General features: G+C 64.7%; 14 protein-coding genes. 1 reads left to right on the plus strand and 13 read right to left on the minus strand.

Annotated elements, in window-relative coordinates; all coding sequences use genetic code 11:
* Nucleotides 1-30: 30 nt before the first annotated feature.
* Nucleotides 31-417 carry a response regulator transcription factor gene (locus tag I3J27_RS20245; protein ID WP_270160214.1) on the plus strand — a complete coding sequence of 129 codons (387 nt, stop codon included), beginning with the start codon at nucleotides 31-33 and terminating at the stop codon, nucleotides 415-417.
* 27 nt (nucleotides 418-444) lie between these two features.
* Here the strand turns inward: I3J27_RS20245 and I3J27_RS20250 are convergent, their stop codons facing one another.
* The 13 genes from I3J27_RS20250 to I3J27_RS20310 all read right to left on the minus strand — a co-directional run bounded on the left by I3J27_RS20250 (nucleotide 445) and on the right by I3J27_RS20310 (nucleotide 14,131).
* Nucleotides 445-1,416, minus strand: a complete 972-nt coding sequence (locus tag I3J27_RS20250) for a tripartite tricarboxylate transporter substrate binding protein BugD (RefSeq protein WP_270160215.1) — start codon at nucleotides 1,414-1,416, stop codon at nucleotides 445-447.
* Between the two features lie 87 nt (nucleotides 1,417-1,503).
* Nucleotides 1,504-2,745: a threonine synthase gene (locus I3J27_RS20255; protein WP_270160216.1), complete on the minus strand. Its 1,242-nt coding sequence runs from the start codon at nucleotides 2,743-2,745 to the stop codon at nucleotides 1,504-1,506.
* 128 nt (nucleotides 2,746-2,873) lie between these two features.
* Nucleotides 2,874-4,295 carry a dihydrolipoyl dehydrogenase gene (gene lpdA, locus I3J27_RS20260; protein ID WP_270160217.1) on the minus strand — a complete coding sequence of 474 codons (1,422 nt, stop codon included), beginning with the start codon at nucleotides 4,293-4,295 and terminating at the stop codon, nucleotides 2,874-2,876.
* 17 nt (nucleotides 4,296-4,312) lie between these two features.
* Nucleotides 4,313-4,519 carry a hypothetical protein gene (locus I3J27_RS20265; protein WP_270172848.1) on the minus strand — a complete coding sequence of 69 codons (207 nt, stop codon included), beginning with the start codon at nucleotides 4,517-4,519 and terminating at the stop codon, nucleotides 4,313-4,315.
* Between the two features lie 49 nt (nucleotides 4,520-4,568).
* The gene (locus I3J27_RS20270) at nucleotides 4,569-5,918 is read right to left on the minus strand and encodes a pyruvate dehydrogenase complex dihydrolipoamide acetyltransferase (RefSeq protein WP_270160218.1); all 1,350 of its coding nucleotides are present in this window, start codon (nucleotides 5,916-5,918) and stop codon (nucleotides 4,569-4,571) included.
* A 62-nt stretch (nucleotides 5,919-5,980) separates the two neighbouring features.
* A complete protein-coding gene (locus I3J27_RS20275; RefSeq protein ID WP_270160219.1) occupies nucleotides 5,981-6,433 on the minus strand; it encodes a nucleoside deaminase in 453 nt (150 codons plus the stop codon).
* A gap of 2 nt (nucleotides 6,434-6,435) precedes the next feature.
* Nucleotides 6,436-6,738 (minus strand): DUF5076 domain-containing protein, encoded by a 303-nt coding sequence (locus tag I3J27_RS20280; RefSeq protein WP_018320291.1) that lies wholly within the window; start codon nucleotides 6,736-6,738, stop codon nucleotides 6,436-6,438.
* A gap of 3 nt (nucleotides 6,739-6,741) precedes the next feature.
* Entirely contained in the window at nucleotides 6,742-8,130 is a 1,389-nt protein-coding gene (locus tag I3J27_RS20285) for a pyruvate dehydrogenase complex E1 component subunit beta (protein WP_270160220.1), read from the minus strand.
* 28 nt (nucleotides 8,131-8,158) lie between these two features.
* On the minus strand, nucleotides 8,159-9,181 hold the full coding sequence (pdhA, locus tag I3J27_RS20290; RefSeq protein WP_270160221.1) for a pyruvate dehydrogenase (acetyl-transferring) E1 component subunit alpha: 1,023 nt from the start codon (nucleotides 9,179-9,181) through the stop codon (nucleotides 8,159-8,161).
* Between the two features lie 254 nt (nucleotides 9,182-9,435).
* Nucleotides 9,436-10,788 carry a glycerophosphodiester phosphodiesterase family protein gene (locus I3J27_RS20295; protein WP_270160222.1) on the minus strand — a complete coding sequence of 451 codons (1,353 nt, stop codon included), beginning with the start codon at nucleotides 10,786-10,788 and terminating at the stop codon, nucleotides 9,436-9,438.
* A 185-nt stretch (nucleotides 10,789-10,973) separates the two neighbouring features.
* On the minus strand, nucleotides 10,974-12,491 hold the full coding sequence (adh, locus tag I3J27_RS20300) for an aldehyde dehydrogenase (protein WP_270160223.1): 1,518 nt from the start codon (nucleotides 12,489-12,491) through the stop codon (nucleotides 10,974-10,976).
* Nucleotides 12,492-12,635: 144 nt separating this feature from the next.
* Nucleotides 12,636-13,595 carry a helix-turn-helix domain-containing protein gene (locus I3J27_RS20305; protein ID WP_270160224.1) on the minus strand — a complete coding sequence of 320 codons (960 nt, stop codon included), beginning with the start codon at nucleotides 13,593-13,595 and terminating at the stop codon, nucleotides 12,636-12,638.
* Between the two features lie 218 nt (nucleotides 13,596-13,813).
* A complete protein-coding gene (locus I3J27_RS20310) occupies nucleotides 13,814-14,131 on the minus strand; it encodes an FtsB family cell division protein (protein WP_211387139.1) in 318 nt (105 codons plus the stop codon).
* Between the last annotated feature and the right edge of the window lie 24 nt (nucleotides 14,132-14,155).

Genomic DNA, 14,155 nt, shown 5'->3' on the forward strand with positions numbered 1-14,155 from the left:
AAGCGTAATCCCGGGCAAGGAGCGGACGTCTTGCCAGCCACTTCAGTCATTTCGGTGCTTGATGATGACCCCTACGTGCGGGCCGCCATCAACAATCTCCTGGAATCGCGCGGGTACATCGTCCACACATTCGCCTCCGCCGAAGAATTTTTGAGCTCGACCGATTCCAGCCACACCTCCTGCGTCGTCGCCGACGTGCAGATGCCGTTGAAGACCGGAATCGATCTGTTGACGCAGATGCGCGCGCAGGGTTCGGTTACGCCGTTCATCTTGATCACAGCTTTCCCGGATGAGAGCGTTCGTATGCGTGCGCTCGAAGCCGGGGCAATCTGTTTTCTCGGTAAACCGTTCGTCGCCTCGGATCTGATGCAATGCCTGGACCGGGCGCTAGCAGCAGGCGACAGAACCATGGAGTGATTGCCCAGCGGTCAGCGAACGCTCGCTTCAATCCACCTTGATGTTCGCGGCCTTGATGATCGGCCACCATTTTGCGATCTCGGCCTTCTGCCGCGTGCCGAGTGCTTCGGGGGTGAGCTGATCCTGCGGCGTCATCTCGAGGCCCTGGCCCTCGAGCTGCTTCTTCACGGCGGGATCGTTCAGCGCTTCCACGGCGGCCGCATTGAGCCTGGCGACGATCTCCTTCGGCGTGCCCTTCGGCACCCACATGCCCGACCACAGCGTCATGTTGAAGCCCTTCAGCCCCGCCTCCTCTGCGGTCGGAATATCGGGCGCCGAGGCCAGACGCTTGTCGTCGGTGACGGCATAGGCGCGGATGGTGCCGGCGCGGACCTGGTTGATGGAGTTGGAGGTCTGGTCGACGATGACGTCGATCTGGCCGGCGATGAGATCGTTCAACGCGGGCGCGGTGCCGCGATACGGCACGTATTGCAGCTTGATACCGGAAACGCTTTCGAAATAGACGCCGGCGATGTGGCTGCCGGAGCCTGCACCGGCAGTGCCGGCGGTCGGTGGCGACGGCCGCGACTTCAGCCATTCGATCAGCTCTTTCAGCGAGGTCGCGGGCACCGCGGTCTTGCTGACAACGATCATCGGGTTGCTGGGCAGGAGCACCACCGGCTCCAGATCGGCGACGAGGTCGTATTTGAGCTTGTAGACGGCGCCATTCGCAACGTGGGTGCCGAGATGGCCGAACGAGATGGTGTAGCCATCAGGCGGCGATTGCACCGCGCGGCCGACGCCGATCGAGCCGCCCGCGCCGGTGACGTTCTCGATCACGAGGGGCTGACCGAGCGCGGTCCGCATGCGCTCGGCGAGCACGCGCGCCATCGCATCCGACGGTCCGCCGGCCGCGAAGGGCACGATGATGATGATGGGGTGCGAGGGATAGTCGTCGGCGCGCGCGGCGCCGGCAATAGCGAGAACAGCAATCAGCGCAGCCCAGACGGCCTTCTTCATTGTCTTCTCCCCAACGATGTCATTGTTGTTTTTGTCTCTTCCCGCGTACGGGAAGAGGAATCGTTCGTGAAGAGACGAAATGACGCGCTAGAACTGCGTGTAGTCGATCGGCTTGTGGCGATCGAGCGTGCGGGCGACAGGCGGCAGCGGGTATTTCAGGCCGGTCGCGCAGTTGAACAGCATCACGCGGTCACCCTTCGAGACGCGGCCGTCGGCGAGGCTGTCCTTGTAGGCGGCGTAGGTCGCGGCACCCTCCGGGCACAGCAGCAGCCCCTCCTCGCGCGCGACCTCATTGAGTGCCGCCGAGATCTTGTCGTCGTCGACCGCAATCGCAAATCCCTTGCTCTCGCGCACAGCGCGTAGAATCAGAAAATCGCCGATCGCCTGCGGCACGCGGATGCCGGACGCGATGGTGTGGGCATCCTCCCAGCGCGTCGCGTGCTCGGTGCCGGCGTCATAGGCGCGCACCATCGGCGCGCAGCCGGAGGCCTGCACCGCGACCATGCGCGGGCGCTTCGAGCCGATGAAGCCGATCTTTTCCAGCTCGTCGAACGCCTTCCACATGCCGATCAGGCCGGTGCCACCGCCGGTCGGATAGAAGATCACATCGGGCACGTCCCAGCCTAGCTGCTCGGCAAGCTCGAGGCCCATCGTCTTCTTGCCTTCGATGCGGTACGGCTCCTTCAGCGTCGAGGTGTCGAACCAACCAACCTTGGCCTTGCCCTCGCCGACGATCTTGCCGCAATCATCGATATAACCGTTGACGCGGTAGACGGTCGCGCCTTGGAGCTCGATCTCGCTGACGTTCACCTCGGGCGTGTCGGCCGGGCAGAAGATCGTGGTCTTGATGCCGCACGACGTGGCATAGGCCGCGAGCGCCGCGCCGGCATTGCCGTTGGTCGGCATCGCCATGTGCTTGATGCCGAGCGCCTTGCCCATCGACACCGCCATCACGAGGCCACGCGCCTTGAACGAGCCGGTCGGCAGCCGTCCCTCGTCCTTGACGATGATCTCGCCGCCCCCGAGCTTCTTGCCGAGCTTCGGCAGCCGGATCAGCGGCGTCGTGACTTCGCCGAGCGAGACGATGTCCTGGCATTTGCGCACCGGCAGCAGCTCGCGATAGCGCCACATGTCGCCGGGGCGCTGGGCCAGCGCATCCTTGGTCAGCGCCTTCTTCACGCCGGCGAGGTCGTAGCGCACCAGCAGCGGCTTGCCGGCCTTGGAGAGGTTGTGGATCTGGTCGGCGGCGTAATGATCGCCCTCCATCGCGCATTCGAGATGGGTGACGAAAGTCGGGCGTTCGATGGTCAGGTTGTCGTTGTCGTGCATGGGTTGGTTTCCTTCTTGTTTTGCAAACGGCTTTCTCCGCTCGTCATTGCGAGCGCAGCGAAGCAATCCAGAGTCTTTCCGCAGAGGCAGTCTGGATTGCTTCGCTTCGCTCGCAATGACGGCGGCGGTTAGATATTCAACACCCTTCCATAGGCATCCAGCACGGCTTCCTTCATCATCTCCGACAGGGTCGGATGCGGGAAGACCGTGTGCATCAGCTCTTCTTCCGTCGTCTCCAGATTCATGGCGACGACGTAGCCCTGGATCAGTTCGGTGACCTCTGCGCCGACCATGTGAGCGCCGAGCAGCTGACCGGTCTTCTTGTCGAAGATCACCTTGACCAGGCCCTGGTCCTCGCCGAGCGCGATCGCCTTGCCGTTGCCGACGAAGGGGAAGCGGCCGACGCGGATCTCGCGGCCGCTCTCCTTGGCCTTGGCTTCGGTGAGGCCGACGGAGGCGACCTGCGGCTGGCAATAGGTGCAGCCCGGGATCAGGTTCTTGTCCATGGGATGCGGATGCAGGCCCTTGATCGCCTCGACGCAGATCACGCCTTCATGCTCGGCCTTGTGCGCCAACATGGGCGGGCCGGCGACGTCGCCGATGGCGTAGATGCCGGGAACGTTGGTCTTGCCGTAGCCATCGATCACGATGCAGCCGCGGTCGGTTTTGACCCCGAGCTTTTCGAGGCCGAGATTCTCGATGTTGCCGACGACGCCGACCGCCGAGATCACGCGCTCGAACTCGGTGGTGACGGGCTTGCCCTTGCCGTCGTCGATGGTGGCGACGACGCTATCGGCCTTCTTCTCCAGCTTCGTCACCTTGGTCGAGGACATGATCTTGATGCCCTGCTTCTCCAGCCGCTTCCGAGCGAGGCCGGCGATCTCCGCATCCTCGACGGGGAGGATCTGCGGCAGCACCTCGACCACGGTGACCTCGGAGCCCATGGTGTGGAAGAACGAGGCGAACTCGATGCCGATCGCGCCGGAGCCGACCACCAGCAGCGACTTCGGCATCCGCTCCGGCACCATCGCCTCGAAATAGGTCCAGATCAGCTTCTTGTCGGGCTCGAGCCCCGGCAGCACGCGCGGCCGCGCGCCGGTCGCGACGATGATGTGCTTGGCCTGGTAGCTCCCCTCGCCCAGCGTGCCCTTCGGCGCCTCGACGTCGGACTTCTTCACCGTGACCTTGCCGGGCGCGTCGATCGAGGCGGCGCCCCAGATCACGCTGACCTTGTTCTTCTTCATCAGGAAGCCGACGCCGTCATTCAAGCGCTTGGAAACACCGCGCGAGCGCTGCACCACCGCCTTCGGATCGAACGAGACCTTCTCGGCCGAGAGGCCGTAATCCTTGGCGTGCTGCATGTAATGGTAGATCTCGGCCGAGCGCAGCAGCGCCTTGGTCGGGATGCAGCCCCAGTTCAGGCAGATGCCGCCAAGATAGGATTTCTCGACGATCGCGACCTTGAAGCCGAGCTGGGCGGCGCGGATCGCGGTGACATAGCCGCCGGGACCGGAGCCGATGATGATGATGTCGAAGGATGTGTCGGCCATGGCGGCTCCCGTTCAACTCAAGGGGCGCCGCGGGCGCGGCGCTTGACCAGAAAAGACCTCACCAGCCATTCGAGCATCACCGCCAGGACCATGACGGCCAGCGCGGTGAGCACAATAGGCTGGGCGATGTTCCGTGCCAGCTGCTCACCGGCAAAGAACGCAGAGTGAAGAAAATCGAGCCCAATCGGATTGAGCGCGACGACGGCTCCAAGCAGCAGCGACATCCATGGCCAGCGGGTACGGACATGCAAGATCGCCCCCTCCGCCGCCGCGTCAGACCATCATCATCACAGGGTTTTCGATCAGCTGCTTGAAGGCGCCGATCAGCTCGGCGCCGAGCGCGCCGTCGATGGCGCGGTGATCGCAGGACAAGGTCACGCTCATCATGTTCGCGATCTCGATCTTGCCGCCGCGCACGACGGGCCGCTCCTCGCTGGTGCCGACCGCGAGGATGGTCGCATGCGGCGGGTTGATCACGGCGGTGAAGTGGCTGATGCCGAACATGCCGAGGTTCGAGACAGCCGTCGTGCCGCCCTGGTACTCTTCGGGCTTCAGCTTGCGCGAGCGAGCGCGTGTCGCAAAATCCTTCATCTCGTTGGAGATGGTCGAGAGCGTCTTGGTCTCGGCCTTGCGGATGATCGGCGTGATCAGCCCGCCGGGCATCGCCACGGCAACGCCGACGTCGGAATGATGGTGCTTGACCATGCCGGATTCGGTCCAGCTCACATTGCAGTTCGGGATCTTCTGGAGCGCCACCGCCATCGCCTTGATGACGAAGTCGTTGACCGAGATCTTGTAGAGCGGCTTCTTTTCCTTGTCCTTGGGCGCAGCGGCGTTGATCTCCTCGCGGGCAGCGAGCAGCTTGCCGATGTCGCAGTCGATGGTGAGGTAGAAGTGCGGGACGTTCTGGATCGACGCGGTCAGGCGCTGCGCAATGGTGCGGCGCATGCCGTCATGCGGGACGACCTCGTAGGAGCCTGGCTCGAACAGCGACAGGATCTGCTTGTCCGACATGGTCGGCGCGATCGAGGGTGCACCTGATGGCGCCGCGGCGGGCGCCTTGAGGCCCTTGCCGGACTTGGCCTGCTCGACGTCGCGCGCCACCACGCGGCCGTGCGGGCCGGTGCCTGTCACCATCGACACATCGATGCCGGCGTCCTTGGCCAGACGCCGCGCCAGCGGCGATGAGAACACGCGGCCAGCATGGCCGTTGCCTTGCGCGGCCGGAGCGGCGGCCTGCGGCGCAGGGGCCGCGGCGGGCGACGGGGCGGCCTTGGGCGCGGGCGCCGGTGCAGCAGCGGGAGCTTCAGCAGGCTTCTCGGCTTTCGGCGGTGCGGCCGAAGCGCTGGGCTTGGCGGCCCCCGCGGCCTTCACGTCCTCACCCTCGCCGGCCAGCACCGCGATCACGTCGTTGACCGGCACGTCCTGCGTGCCCTCGGGCACCAGGATCTTGGCGATCGTGCCCTCATCGATGGCCTCGACCTCCATGGTGGCCTTGTCGGTCTCGATCTCGGCGATGACGTCGCCGGATTTGACCTTGTCGCCTTCCTTCTTCAGCCACTTGGCGAGGTTGCCCTTCTCCATCGTTGGCGAAAGAGCGGGCATCAGGATGTTGATGGGCATGCTGACCTCACGAAGAACTTCTCAAAACGTCGTCCCCGGGAGCGAGGACGAACAGACCAGGTTTAGTTGCCGATGTCGCCCTGCCACAGGCGCTCATTGGCAGGATTGGAACGCCAGTTCTTCATCATGGTGATGGAGCGGTCGTCCGCAAGATCGATCCAGGGGATGCCGAACTTGTCGAGGATGTCCTTGGAGCCCTCGAAGGTGACGGATTCCCCGATCACCACGAGCTTGACCTTGAACAAACCGAGCGCGCCGGCACACATCGAGCATGGCGACAGCGTGGTGTACATGACTGTGTCGTGGAACGAGATCGCGCCGGCTTCGCGCAGGCAGCTCATCTCGCCGTGCAGGATCGGATTGTTCTCCTGCACGCGATTGTTGTGGCCGCGGGCGATGATCTTGTCGCCGCGCGTCAGCACCGCACCGATCGGCAGGCCGCCCTGCGCGATCGAGGCTTCGGCCTCGCGGATCGCCTCCAGCATGAAATCGAAATGGTGAGCTTCGACTGCCACGGTCAGTGCCCCTTGCCGCGCGGCGTCGTGGTGCCGGTGTCGGTCGGACGCTCGATCTCCGCCTGGAACATCTCCAGGATCCGATTCAAGGCGTCCTCCTCAGTATATTCGCTCTCGCGCGCATAGGCGCGTGCGGCGTGGCGGGCGAGATCGACCAGCAGCAGGCCCCACATGTCGGGCTCCTCGAAGGCCCGCTGGAACGCCATCGACAGCCCGCCATCCAGCACGAACACGCGCAGGATCTCGACCGCGTCGTCGCGGGTCATGACGTCGGGCGGCAGTGGCTGCTCCTTCGGGCCCGCCATGGTCTACCTGTAGCAGACGGCTTTGGCGGCCTCGACCACTTCAGCCGCCGAGGGCAGCGCGAGCTTCTCCAGGTTGGCGGCATAGGGCATCGGCACATCCTTGCCGGAGACGCGCGCAACCGGCGCGTCCAGATAGTCGAACGCATTCTCCATGATGCGCGCGGCGATCTCGGCGCCGACGCCGCTCTGGGCCCAGCCCTCTTCCACCGTGACGGCACGCCCCGTTTTCTTGACGGAGTTGATAATGGTCTCGGTGTCCATCGGGCGCAGCGTGCGCAGATCGATCACCTCGGCCTCGATGCCCTCCTTGGCGAGCTCGTCGGCCGCCTTCAGCGCATAGGTCATGCCGTTCGACCACGAGATGATGGTGACGTGGGAGCCCGCGCGCACGATGCGCGCCTTGCCGATCGGGATCACGAAATCGTCGAGCTTGGGCACTTGGCCGGTGTGACCGTAGAGCACCTCGTTCTCGAGGAAGATCACCGGATTGGGATCGCGGATCGCGGCCTTGAGCAGGCCCTTGTAATCGGCGGCCGAGAACGGCGCGACGACCTTGAGGCCCGGGACGTTGGAGTACCAGGCCGAATAGTCCTGGCTGTGCTGGGCGGCGACGCGCGCGGCGGCGCCGTTCGGGCCGCGGAATACGATCGAGCAGCCCATCTGGCCGCCGGACATGTAGAGCGTCTTGGCTGCGGAGTTGATGATCTGGTCGATCGCCTGCATGGCGAAGTTGAAGGTCATGAACTCGACGATCGGCTTCAATCCCGTCATCGCAGCGCCGACGCCGATGCCGGCAAAGCCGTGCTCGGTGATCGGGGTGTCGATGACGCGCTTGGCGCCGAATTCCTGCAGCAGGCCCTGGGTCACCTTGTAGGCGCCCTGATATTCGGCGACCTCTTCGCCCATCACGAAGACGTCGGCGTCGCGGCGCATCTCTTCGGCCATGGCGTCGCGCAGGGCCTCGCGGATGGTCTGCGTCACCATCTCGGTGCCGGCAGGTACTTCGGGATCCGGCTCAGCGACGGCCTGCGGTGCCGGCGCGGCCTTGGGCGCGGGTGCTTCAGCCTTTGCAGCGGCAGGCGGAGCGGACTCCGCGGCCTTCTCCTGCTTGGCGGGCGCAGGCACTTTAGCGAGATCAGCCGCGCTCTCGCCATCCGCCAAAATGGTCGCGATCGGCGTGTTCACCGCGACGTCGGCGGTGCCCTCCGGGATCAGGATCTTGCCGAGCGTCCCTTCATCGGTCGCCTCGACCTCCATCGTCGCCTTGTCGGTCTCGATCTCGGCGATGACGTCGCCGGACTTGATCGGCTCGCCCTCTTTTTTCAGCCATTTGGCGAGGTTGCCCTTTTCCATCGTGGGCGACAACGCGGGCATCAGCACTTGAATTGGCATATCGACTCCAAAGAAAGCTTGCGCGCGTTCAGCGGTAAACGTCAGTCCAGAGCTCGGCAGCATCCGGCTCGGGATCGTGCTGGGCAAAGTCGGCAGACGCGTTGACGATGTCGCGCACCTCGGCGTCGATCGCCTTGAGGTCCTGCTCGCTGACCTTGGCCGCGAGCAGGCGGTTGCGCACCTGCTCGATCGGGTCCTGGTCGTGGCGGACCTTCTCGACCTCCTCGCGCGTGCGATATTTTGCAGGGTCGGACATCGAGTGGCCACGATAGCGGTAGGTCTGCATTTCGAGAATGAAGGGGCCCTTGCCGGCGCGGCACCAGGCCGCCGCCTCCTCGGCCGCGGCCTTGACAGCGCGGACGTCCATGCCGTCGACCTGCTTGCCGGGGATGTTGAAGGACGCGCCGCGCTTGGAGAAATCCTGCTGGGCCGACGCGCGCGAGACCGAAGTGCCCATGGCGTAGCGGTTGTTCTCGATGACGAAGATCACCGGCAGCTTCCAGAGCTCCGCCATGTTGAAGCTCTCATAGACCTGGCCCTGGTTTGCCGCACCGTCGCCGAAATAGGTGACGCTGACATTGTCGTTGCCGCGATAGTGATTGGCGAAGGCCAGACCCGTGCCGAGCGAGACCTGGGCGCCGACGATGCCGTGACCGCCGTAAAAGTGCTTCTCCTTGCTGAACATGTGCATGGAGCCGCCCTTGCCCTTGGAATAGCCGCCGCGGCGGCCCGTGAGCTCGGCCATGACGCCGTTGGCGTCCATGCCGGTGGCAAGCATATGGCCGTGATCGCGATAGCCGGTGATGACCTGATCGCCCTCCTTGAGGGCCATCTGCATGCCGACCACCACGGCCTCCTGGCCGATATAGAGATGGCAGAAACCGCCGATCGCACCCATGCCGTAGAGCTGGCCGGCCTTTTCCTCAAACCGCCGGATCAGGAGCATCTCGCGGAGCGCCTTGAGCTCCTGCTCTTTGGTGAATTCCGGGGGCGAGCCGCCGTCGGTCTTGTCCTGTGCAGCGCCTGCGGCGGCTTTCTTGGGTGCGGCCATGGGAATTCCGGGTCAGAGAAAACTTCAGCCCTCTCTAACCCAAGTCAAACGCCGTTGGAAAGCACCGCGGCGGCATGGCACGACTTTCATTATGCCGCACTGCAACGTGGCCGAAACTTTGCAAAACCTTTGGGCTTGATCAGGCAACTTTAGCTCACGCCTCAGTGAAGGAGGCACGAGCAGCCGACGCAAGGAAATTCGGGCCGCTCATCCGCGGGTCCGAGCCCTCGCGCGTGCCCGATTCGCCGCGCCGCCTACCAGCCCAGCTCGCGCAAATACGCTGCACGGGCCGCAACGCCGGTATGCGTGAAATCGGTGAAGACCCCGTCGACGCCGAGACGGAAGAATTTGAGATATTCAAGGCCGGGATCGCCGCGATAATCGGCCGCGAGATATTTCTTCTCGTTGCGGAACGTGAAGACGTGCACGAACAGGCCGAGCTTGTGCGCGTCGGCGATCAGGCTGGTCGCCTCCTGCGTCGAAGCGTCCGGCGTCGATCCCTTGTAGGGTGTGCCGTCGGCGTTGCTGTCCTTCCACGGCGCAATCTTGAGCGGAACGATATAGGCCTTCCACGGACCGATACCGTCGGCATAGGTCTTGATCTCGGCAAGGCCCTCAGGCGTCAGCATCGCATCGTACAGACGCGCATCGCCCGCGGCCGTCCAGTCGAACGGACGCGAATTGGTGATGTTGTCGAGCAGCACCTTGCCGGTCTTGAAGTCGATGCCGTTACCGTCAATGAGCTGGACCTGCCGGGTCTGAAGCCCATGGCTGCGCATATATTTGAGGCTGCCGGGCTCGAAGCTCTGAACCAGGATCGGCGCGTCCTTGGTGTTGAGGCCGTTCTCCCCAATGATCTTGATCAGGGCATCCTCGAGCGGACGGCTGCCGGGCGCGCCGCAGCCGTTCGCGATCGCCTGAGCATTGTTCCAGGTCGGGTTCTTGGTCTCGGGATAGACGAGGATGGAACGTCCGGTCTCCTTGCTCCTGGCCTTGGCGATGTCGATGACGTCCTGGAAACTGATGACCGGGAATTTGCCGTTGAAGACTTTTGGCCGCTCGTTGGCCGCATCATAGGTGGTGCCGCCGATCCAGCTCTTCAGCTCGGCCATGGTGAAATCGGTGACCGACCAGTCATTGGTATGGTCTTCGCCATCCACGATCAGTGACTTCAGCACCGATTTGGGATCGGCCGGATCGGTGAGATCCGTGAGGTAGTCGGCAGGCGTGCCGGTCGCAGACGGGGCCTTGACGCGCACACCTGATACCGTGCGCTTGCGGGCCGCAACGGCCGCATTGGTCTTCGCCACCTCCGTAACATTGGTGTTGTCGCTCAGCCAGGGATTATGACGCACGACCAGAACGCAATCCTTGGTCAGGTGCAAATCCTCTTCGAGCGCGTCGGTTCCCAGCGCAGCGGCGAGGTCATACGAGGCCTCGGTCTCTTCAGCGACCAGTCCCGGCAGGCCGCGATGGCCGAGGATCAGTGGCGGCTTGCCGTCGACGGTCAGGAAGGGTTTTGCGCCTGATGGCGCCGGGCCGGACTGTGCGAAGGCCATCGACAGCGGCAGCAGGGCCACGCCGAACAGCATCGCTCCAATACGCATTGACCGTCCTGAACGACCGTCCCGCATCACCAAGCCTCCGTCTTTGCCTGGCATTGCCGCGAATGCCAGCAGCGCCGACCCCGAATGGGAGCGGCGCTGCCGTCTTGTCGCAAGACTCTGACAGTGGGATGACGGGGCCGGGCGGCGCAGATTTGCGCCGCCCTCTCCTGTCCGATCCTGCCCGATCAGAAGAAGCCGAGCTTCTTGGGGCTGTAGCTGACCAGCAGGTTCTTGGTCTGCTGGTAGTGATCGAGCATCATCTTGTGGGTCTCGCGACCGACGCCCGACTGCTTGTAGCCACCGAACGCAGCATGCGCGGGATAGGCATGGTAGCAGTTGGTCCAGACGCGGCCGGCCTGGATCTCCCGGCCGAAGCGGTAGCAGCGATTGGCATCGCGGCTCCAGACGCCGGCGCCGAGGCCGTAGAGCGTGTCGTTGGCGATCGCAAGCGCCTCCTCGTCGGTCTTGAAGGTCGTGACCGAGACGACGGGGCCGAAGATCTCCTCCTGGAAGATGCGCATCTTGTTGTGGCCCTCGAACACGGTCGGCTGGACGTAGAAGCCGCCGGCGAGATCGCCGGCGAGCTCGGCGCGTCCGCCGCCGGCCAGCACCTTGGCGCCCTCCTGCTTGCCGATGTCGATGTAGGAGAGAATTTTCGCAAGCTGCTCGCCGGAGGCCTGCGCACCGATCATGGTGGCGGCGTCGCGCGGGTCGCCCTGCTTGATCGCGGCGACGCGCTTCAGCGCCCGCTCCATGAAGCGGTCGTAGATGTCGGCGTGGACCAGCGCCCGGCTCGGACAGGTGCAGACCTCGCCCTGGTTCAGCGCGAACATGACGAAGCCTTCGATCGCCTTGTCGAAGAAATCATCGTCCTCGGCCGTGACGTCGTTGAAGAAGATGTTCGGCGACTTGCCGCCGAGCTCCAGCGTCACCGGGATCAGGTTCTGGCTGGCATATTGCATGATCAGCCGGCCCGTTGTGGTCTCGCCGGTGAAGGCGATTTTTGCAATCCGCGGGCTGGAGGCGAGCGGCTTGCCGGCTTCAAGGCCAAAGCCGTTGACGATGTTGAGGACGCCGGGCGGCAGCAGATCGCCGATGATCTCGGCCCAGACCATGATCGAGGCCGGGGTCTGCTCGGCGGGCTTGAGCACCACGCAATTGCCGGCGGCGAGCGCGGGCGCGAGCTTCCAGCACGCCATCAGCAGCGGGAAGTTCCAGGGAATGATCTGGCCGACCACGCCAAGTGGCTCGTGGAAATGATAGGCAATGGTGTCATGGTCGATCTCGCCGATCGAGCCTTCCTGGGCGCGCACCACGCCGGCGAAATAGCGGAAATGATCGATGGCGAGCGGGATGTCGGCGGCGCGGGTCTCGCGGATCGGCTTGCCGTTGTCCCAGGTCTCGGCGATCGCGAGGCGCTCGAGATTCTCTTCCATGCGGTCGGCGATCCGGTTCAGGATCGCGGCGCGCTCGGCGACGCTGGTGCGGCCCCAGGCGGCCTTCGCGGCGTGCGCCGCATCGAGGGCCGCCTCGATGTCCTGCGCGTCGGAGCGCGCAATCTTGCAGACGACCTGGCCGTTCACCGGCGAGGCGTTGTCGAAATACTTGCCGGAGATCGGCGCGACGAACTTGCCGCCGATGAAATTGTCGTAGCGTTCGGCGAAGGGAACTTTGGTGACGCTGAGGAATTCCACCTTGTTCATTGATCACTCCCGATGTTTGCTGTTTGCGCAATTCGTCGCGTGCTCGCGACTTGCGCCAACGATCTCGCGGGAGGTGTTTTCTGTCAGCCCGGGGGAAAGCGATGGTCGGGCGCACCTGTCGCAGTTCTGCGACAGTCGCTCGGGCTACACGCGCAGCTCGAACCGCTTCAGCTTCCGGTGCAGCGTGGCACGGCTGACGCCCAGGGCCTTGGCGGCCGCGGACACATTGCCGCCGGCGCGGAGCAGCGCGCGCTGCAGCACCGCGCGCTGGCCGCCGGCAAGGTGATCACGTGCCGTATCGCCGCCGAGCAGATCCGCCGCGGGGACCGGCCGCAACGCCCTGCCCGGCGCGATCCCAAGTCCCGCCCGGGCGGACCGTGTCGCACCGATCACGAGATCGTCCGCATCGACCGCGACGAGGCCGATGGACTGGCCGTCGGCGCCTTGCGTCAGCACGATGCGGGCATGGGCGAAGGCATGGCGAAACAGATCAGCCTCGATGCGCCTTGCCGCCTCGCCGGCCGCCAGCGCGATCAGGCTGGAGAACGCATCGGTACGGTCGGCACGGCAGGAAGAAACGTCGAGCACGCCGGCAAAGGCCGCCTCATGGTCGTAGATCGGAACGGCGGTGCAGCTCAGAAGCGTGTTGCGGGTGAAGAAATGCTGGTCGCGATCAATTGTCAGCGGCCGCTGCTCGACGACGCAGGTGCCGATGCCGTTGGTTCCTTCATGCTCCTCGCTCCAGAGCGCACCGGTCCACAGGCCCCAGGATTCGAACGTCGCATCGTCCGCCGCCGTGCCGCGGCGGTCGACTGGCACGCCCGCGCCGTCGGCGAGCAGCACGCAGCAGCCGCTCGCGCCGACTGCCTGATAGAGCCGGTCCATGGCGCCTCGCGCGGCAGCAAGCAGCGGCGCGACGCGCTCGCGCGCCTGCCGCAGCTCGGCATCGCTCAGCCGCATCGGCGTGCTGCGGCCGGCAGGATCGAGACGATGCAATCGGGACGAACGGCGCCACGAGGCCACGAGCGCGGAGCGAGCCGCCTGGCCTGACGCAATAGCGGCCTCGACACGGGCCGCGTGATGCCGGGACATTGGCCCATTCATCACTGTTTCCTCCGGGTGGCAGTCTAGAACGTACCGGCGAGGCCCGGTTGATCTGCGTCAAATTCCGGGCGACAGCGACACAAGCCATGAGCCCGCGCCGGCGCTGCCGTCAAGGCGGCCGCCCGGTTCCGCACCTACGACTTTCGGTAGAATTGATACAAGCCATGCCGGATTCCGGCAGCGGCTTTCGATGCCGGTTTCGGATGGAGCGGAAAGCGCTATTTCGCCGGGATCATCCGAACGAGATCGTGCGGATTGACGTAGTCGAGCTGGAAGCGCGCCCGCTCGTCCAGCATGTCGGGATCGATCCGCGACGTCCGCAGCAGCGAGACGCGCTGCTCGCTCCTGGCGCGCTCGCGCTTGAGCTGGGCGAGCTCGCTGGTCAGCGCGATGATCTCCTGGTCGAGTTCCTGGCGGGCGTTGAGGCCGTATTTGCCGGTATAGGCGTTGACGCCGAAATAGCCGACGATGGCGGCCGCCATCGCATAGAGGGCAAGGCCGGTCAGGATCGATTTCAGGCGCGCGCGGGAGACCATCCTGGGAAGATGGGGCAGCTTGGT

Source organism: Bradyrhizobium xenonodulans (genome assembly GCF_027594865.1).
Lineage (GTDB): Bacteria > Pseudomonadota > Alphaproteobacteria > Rhizobiales > Xanthobacteraceae > Bradyrhizobium > Bradyrhizobium xenonodulans.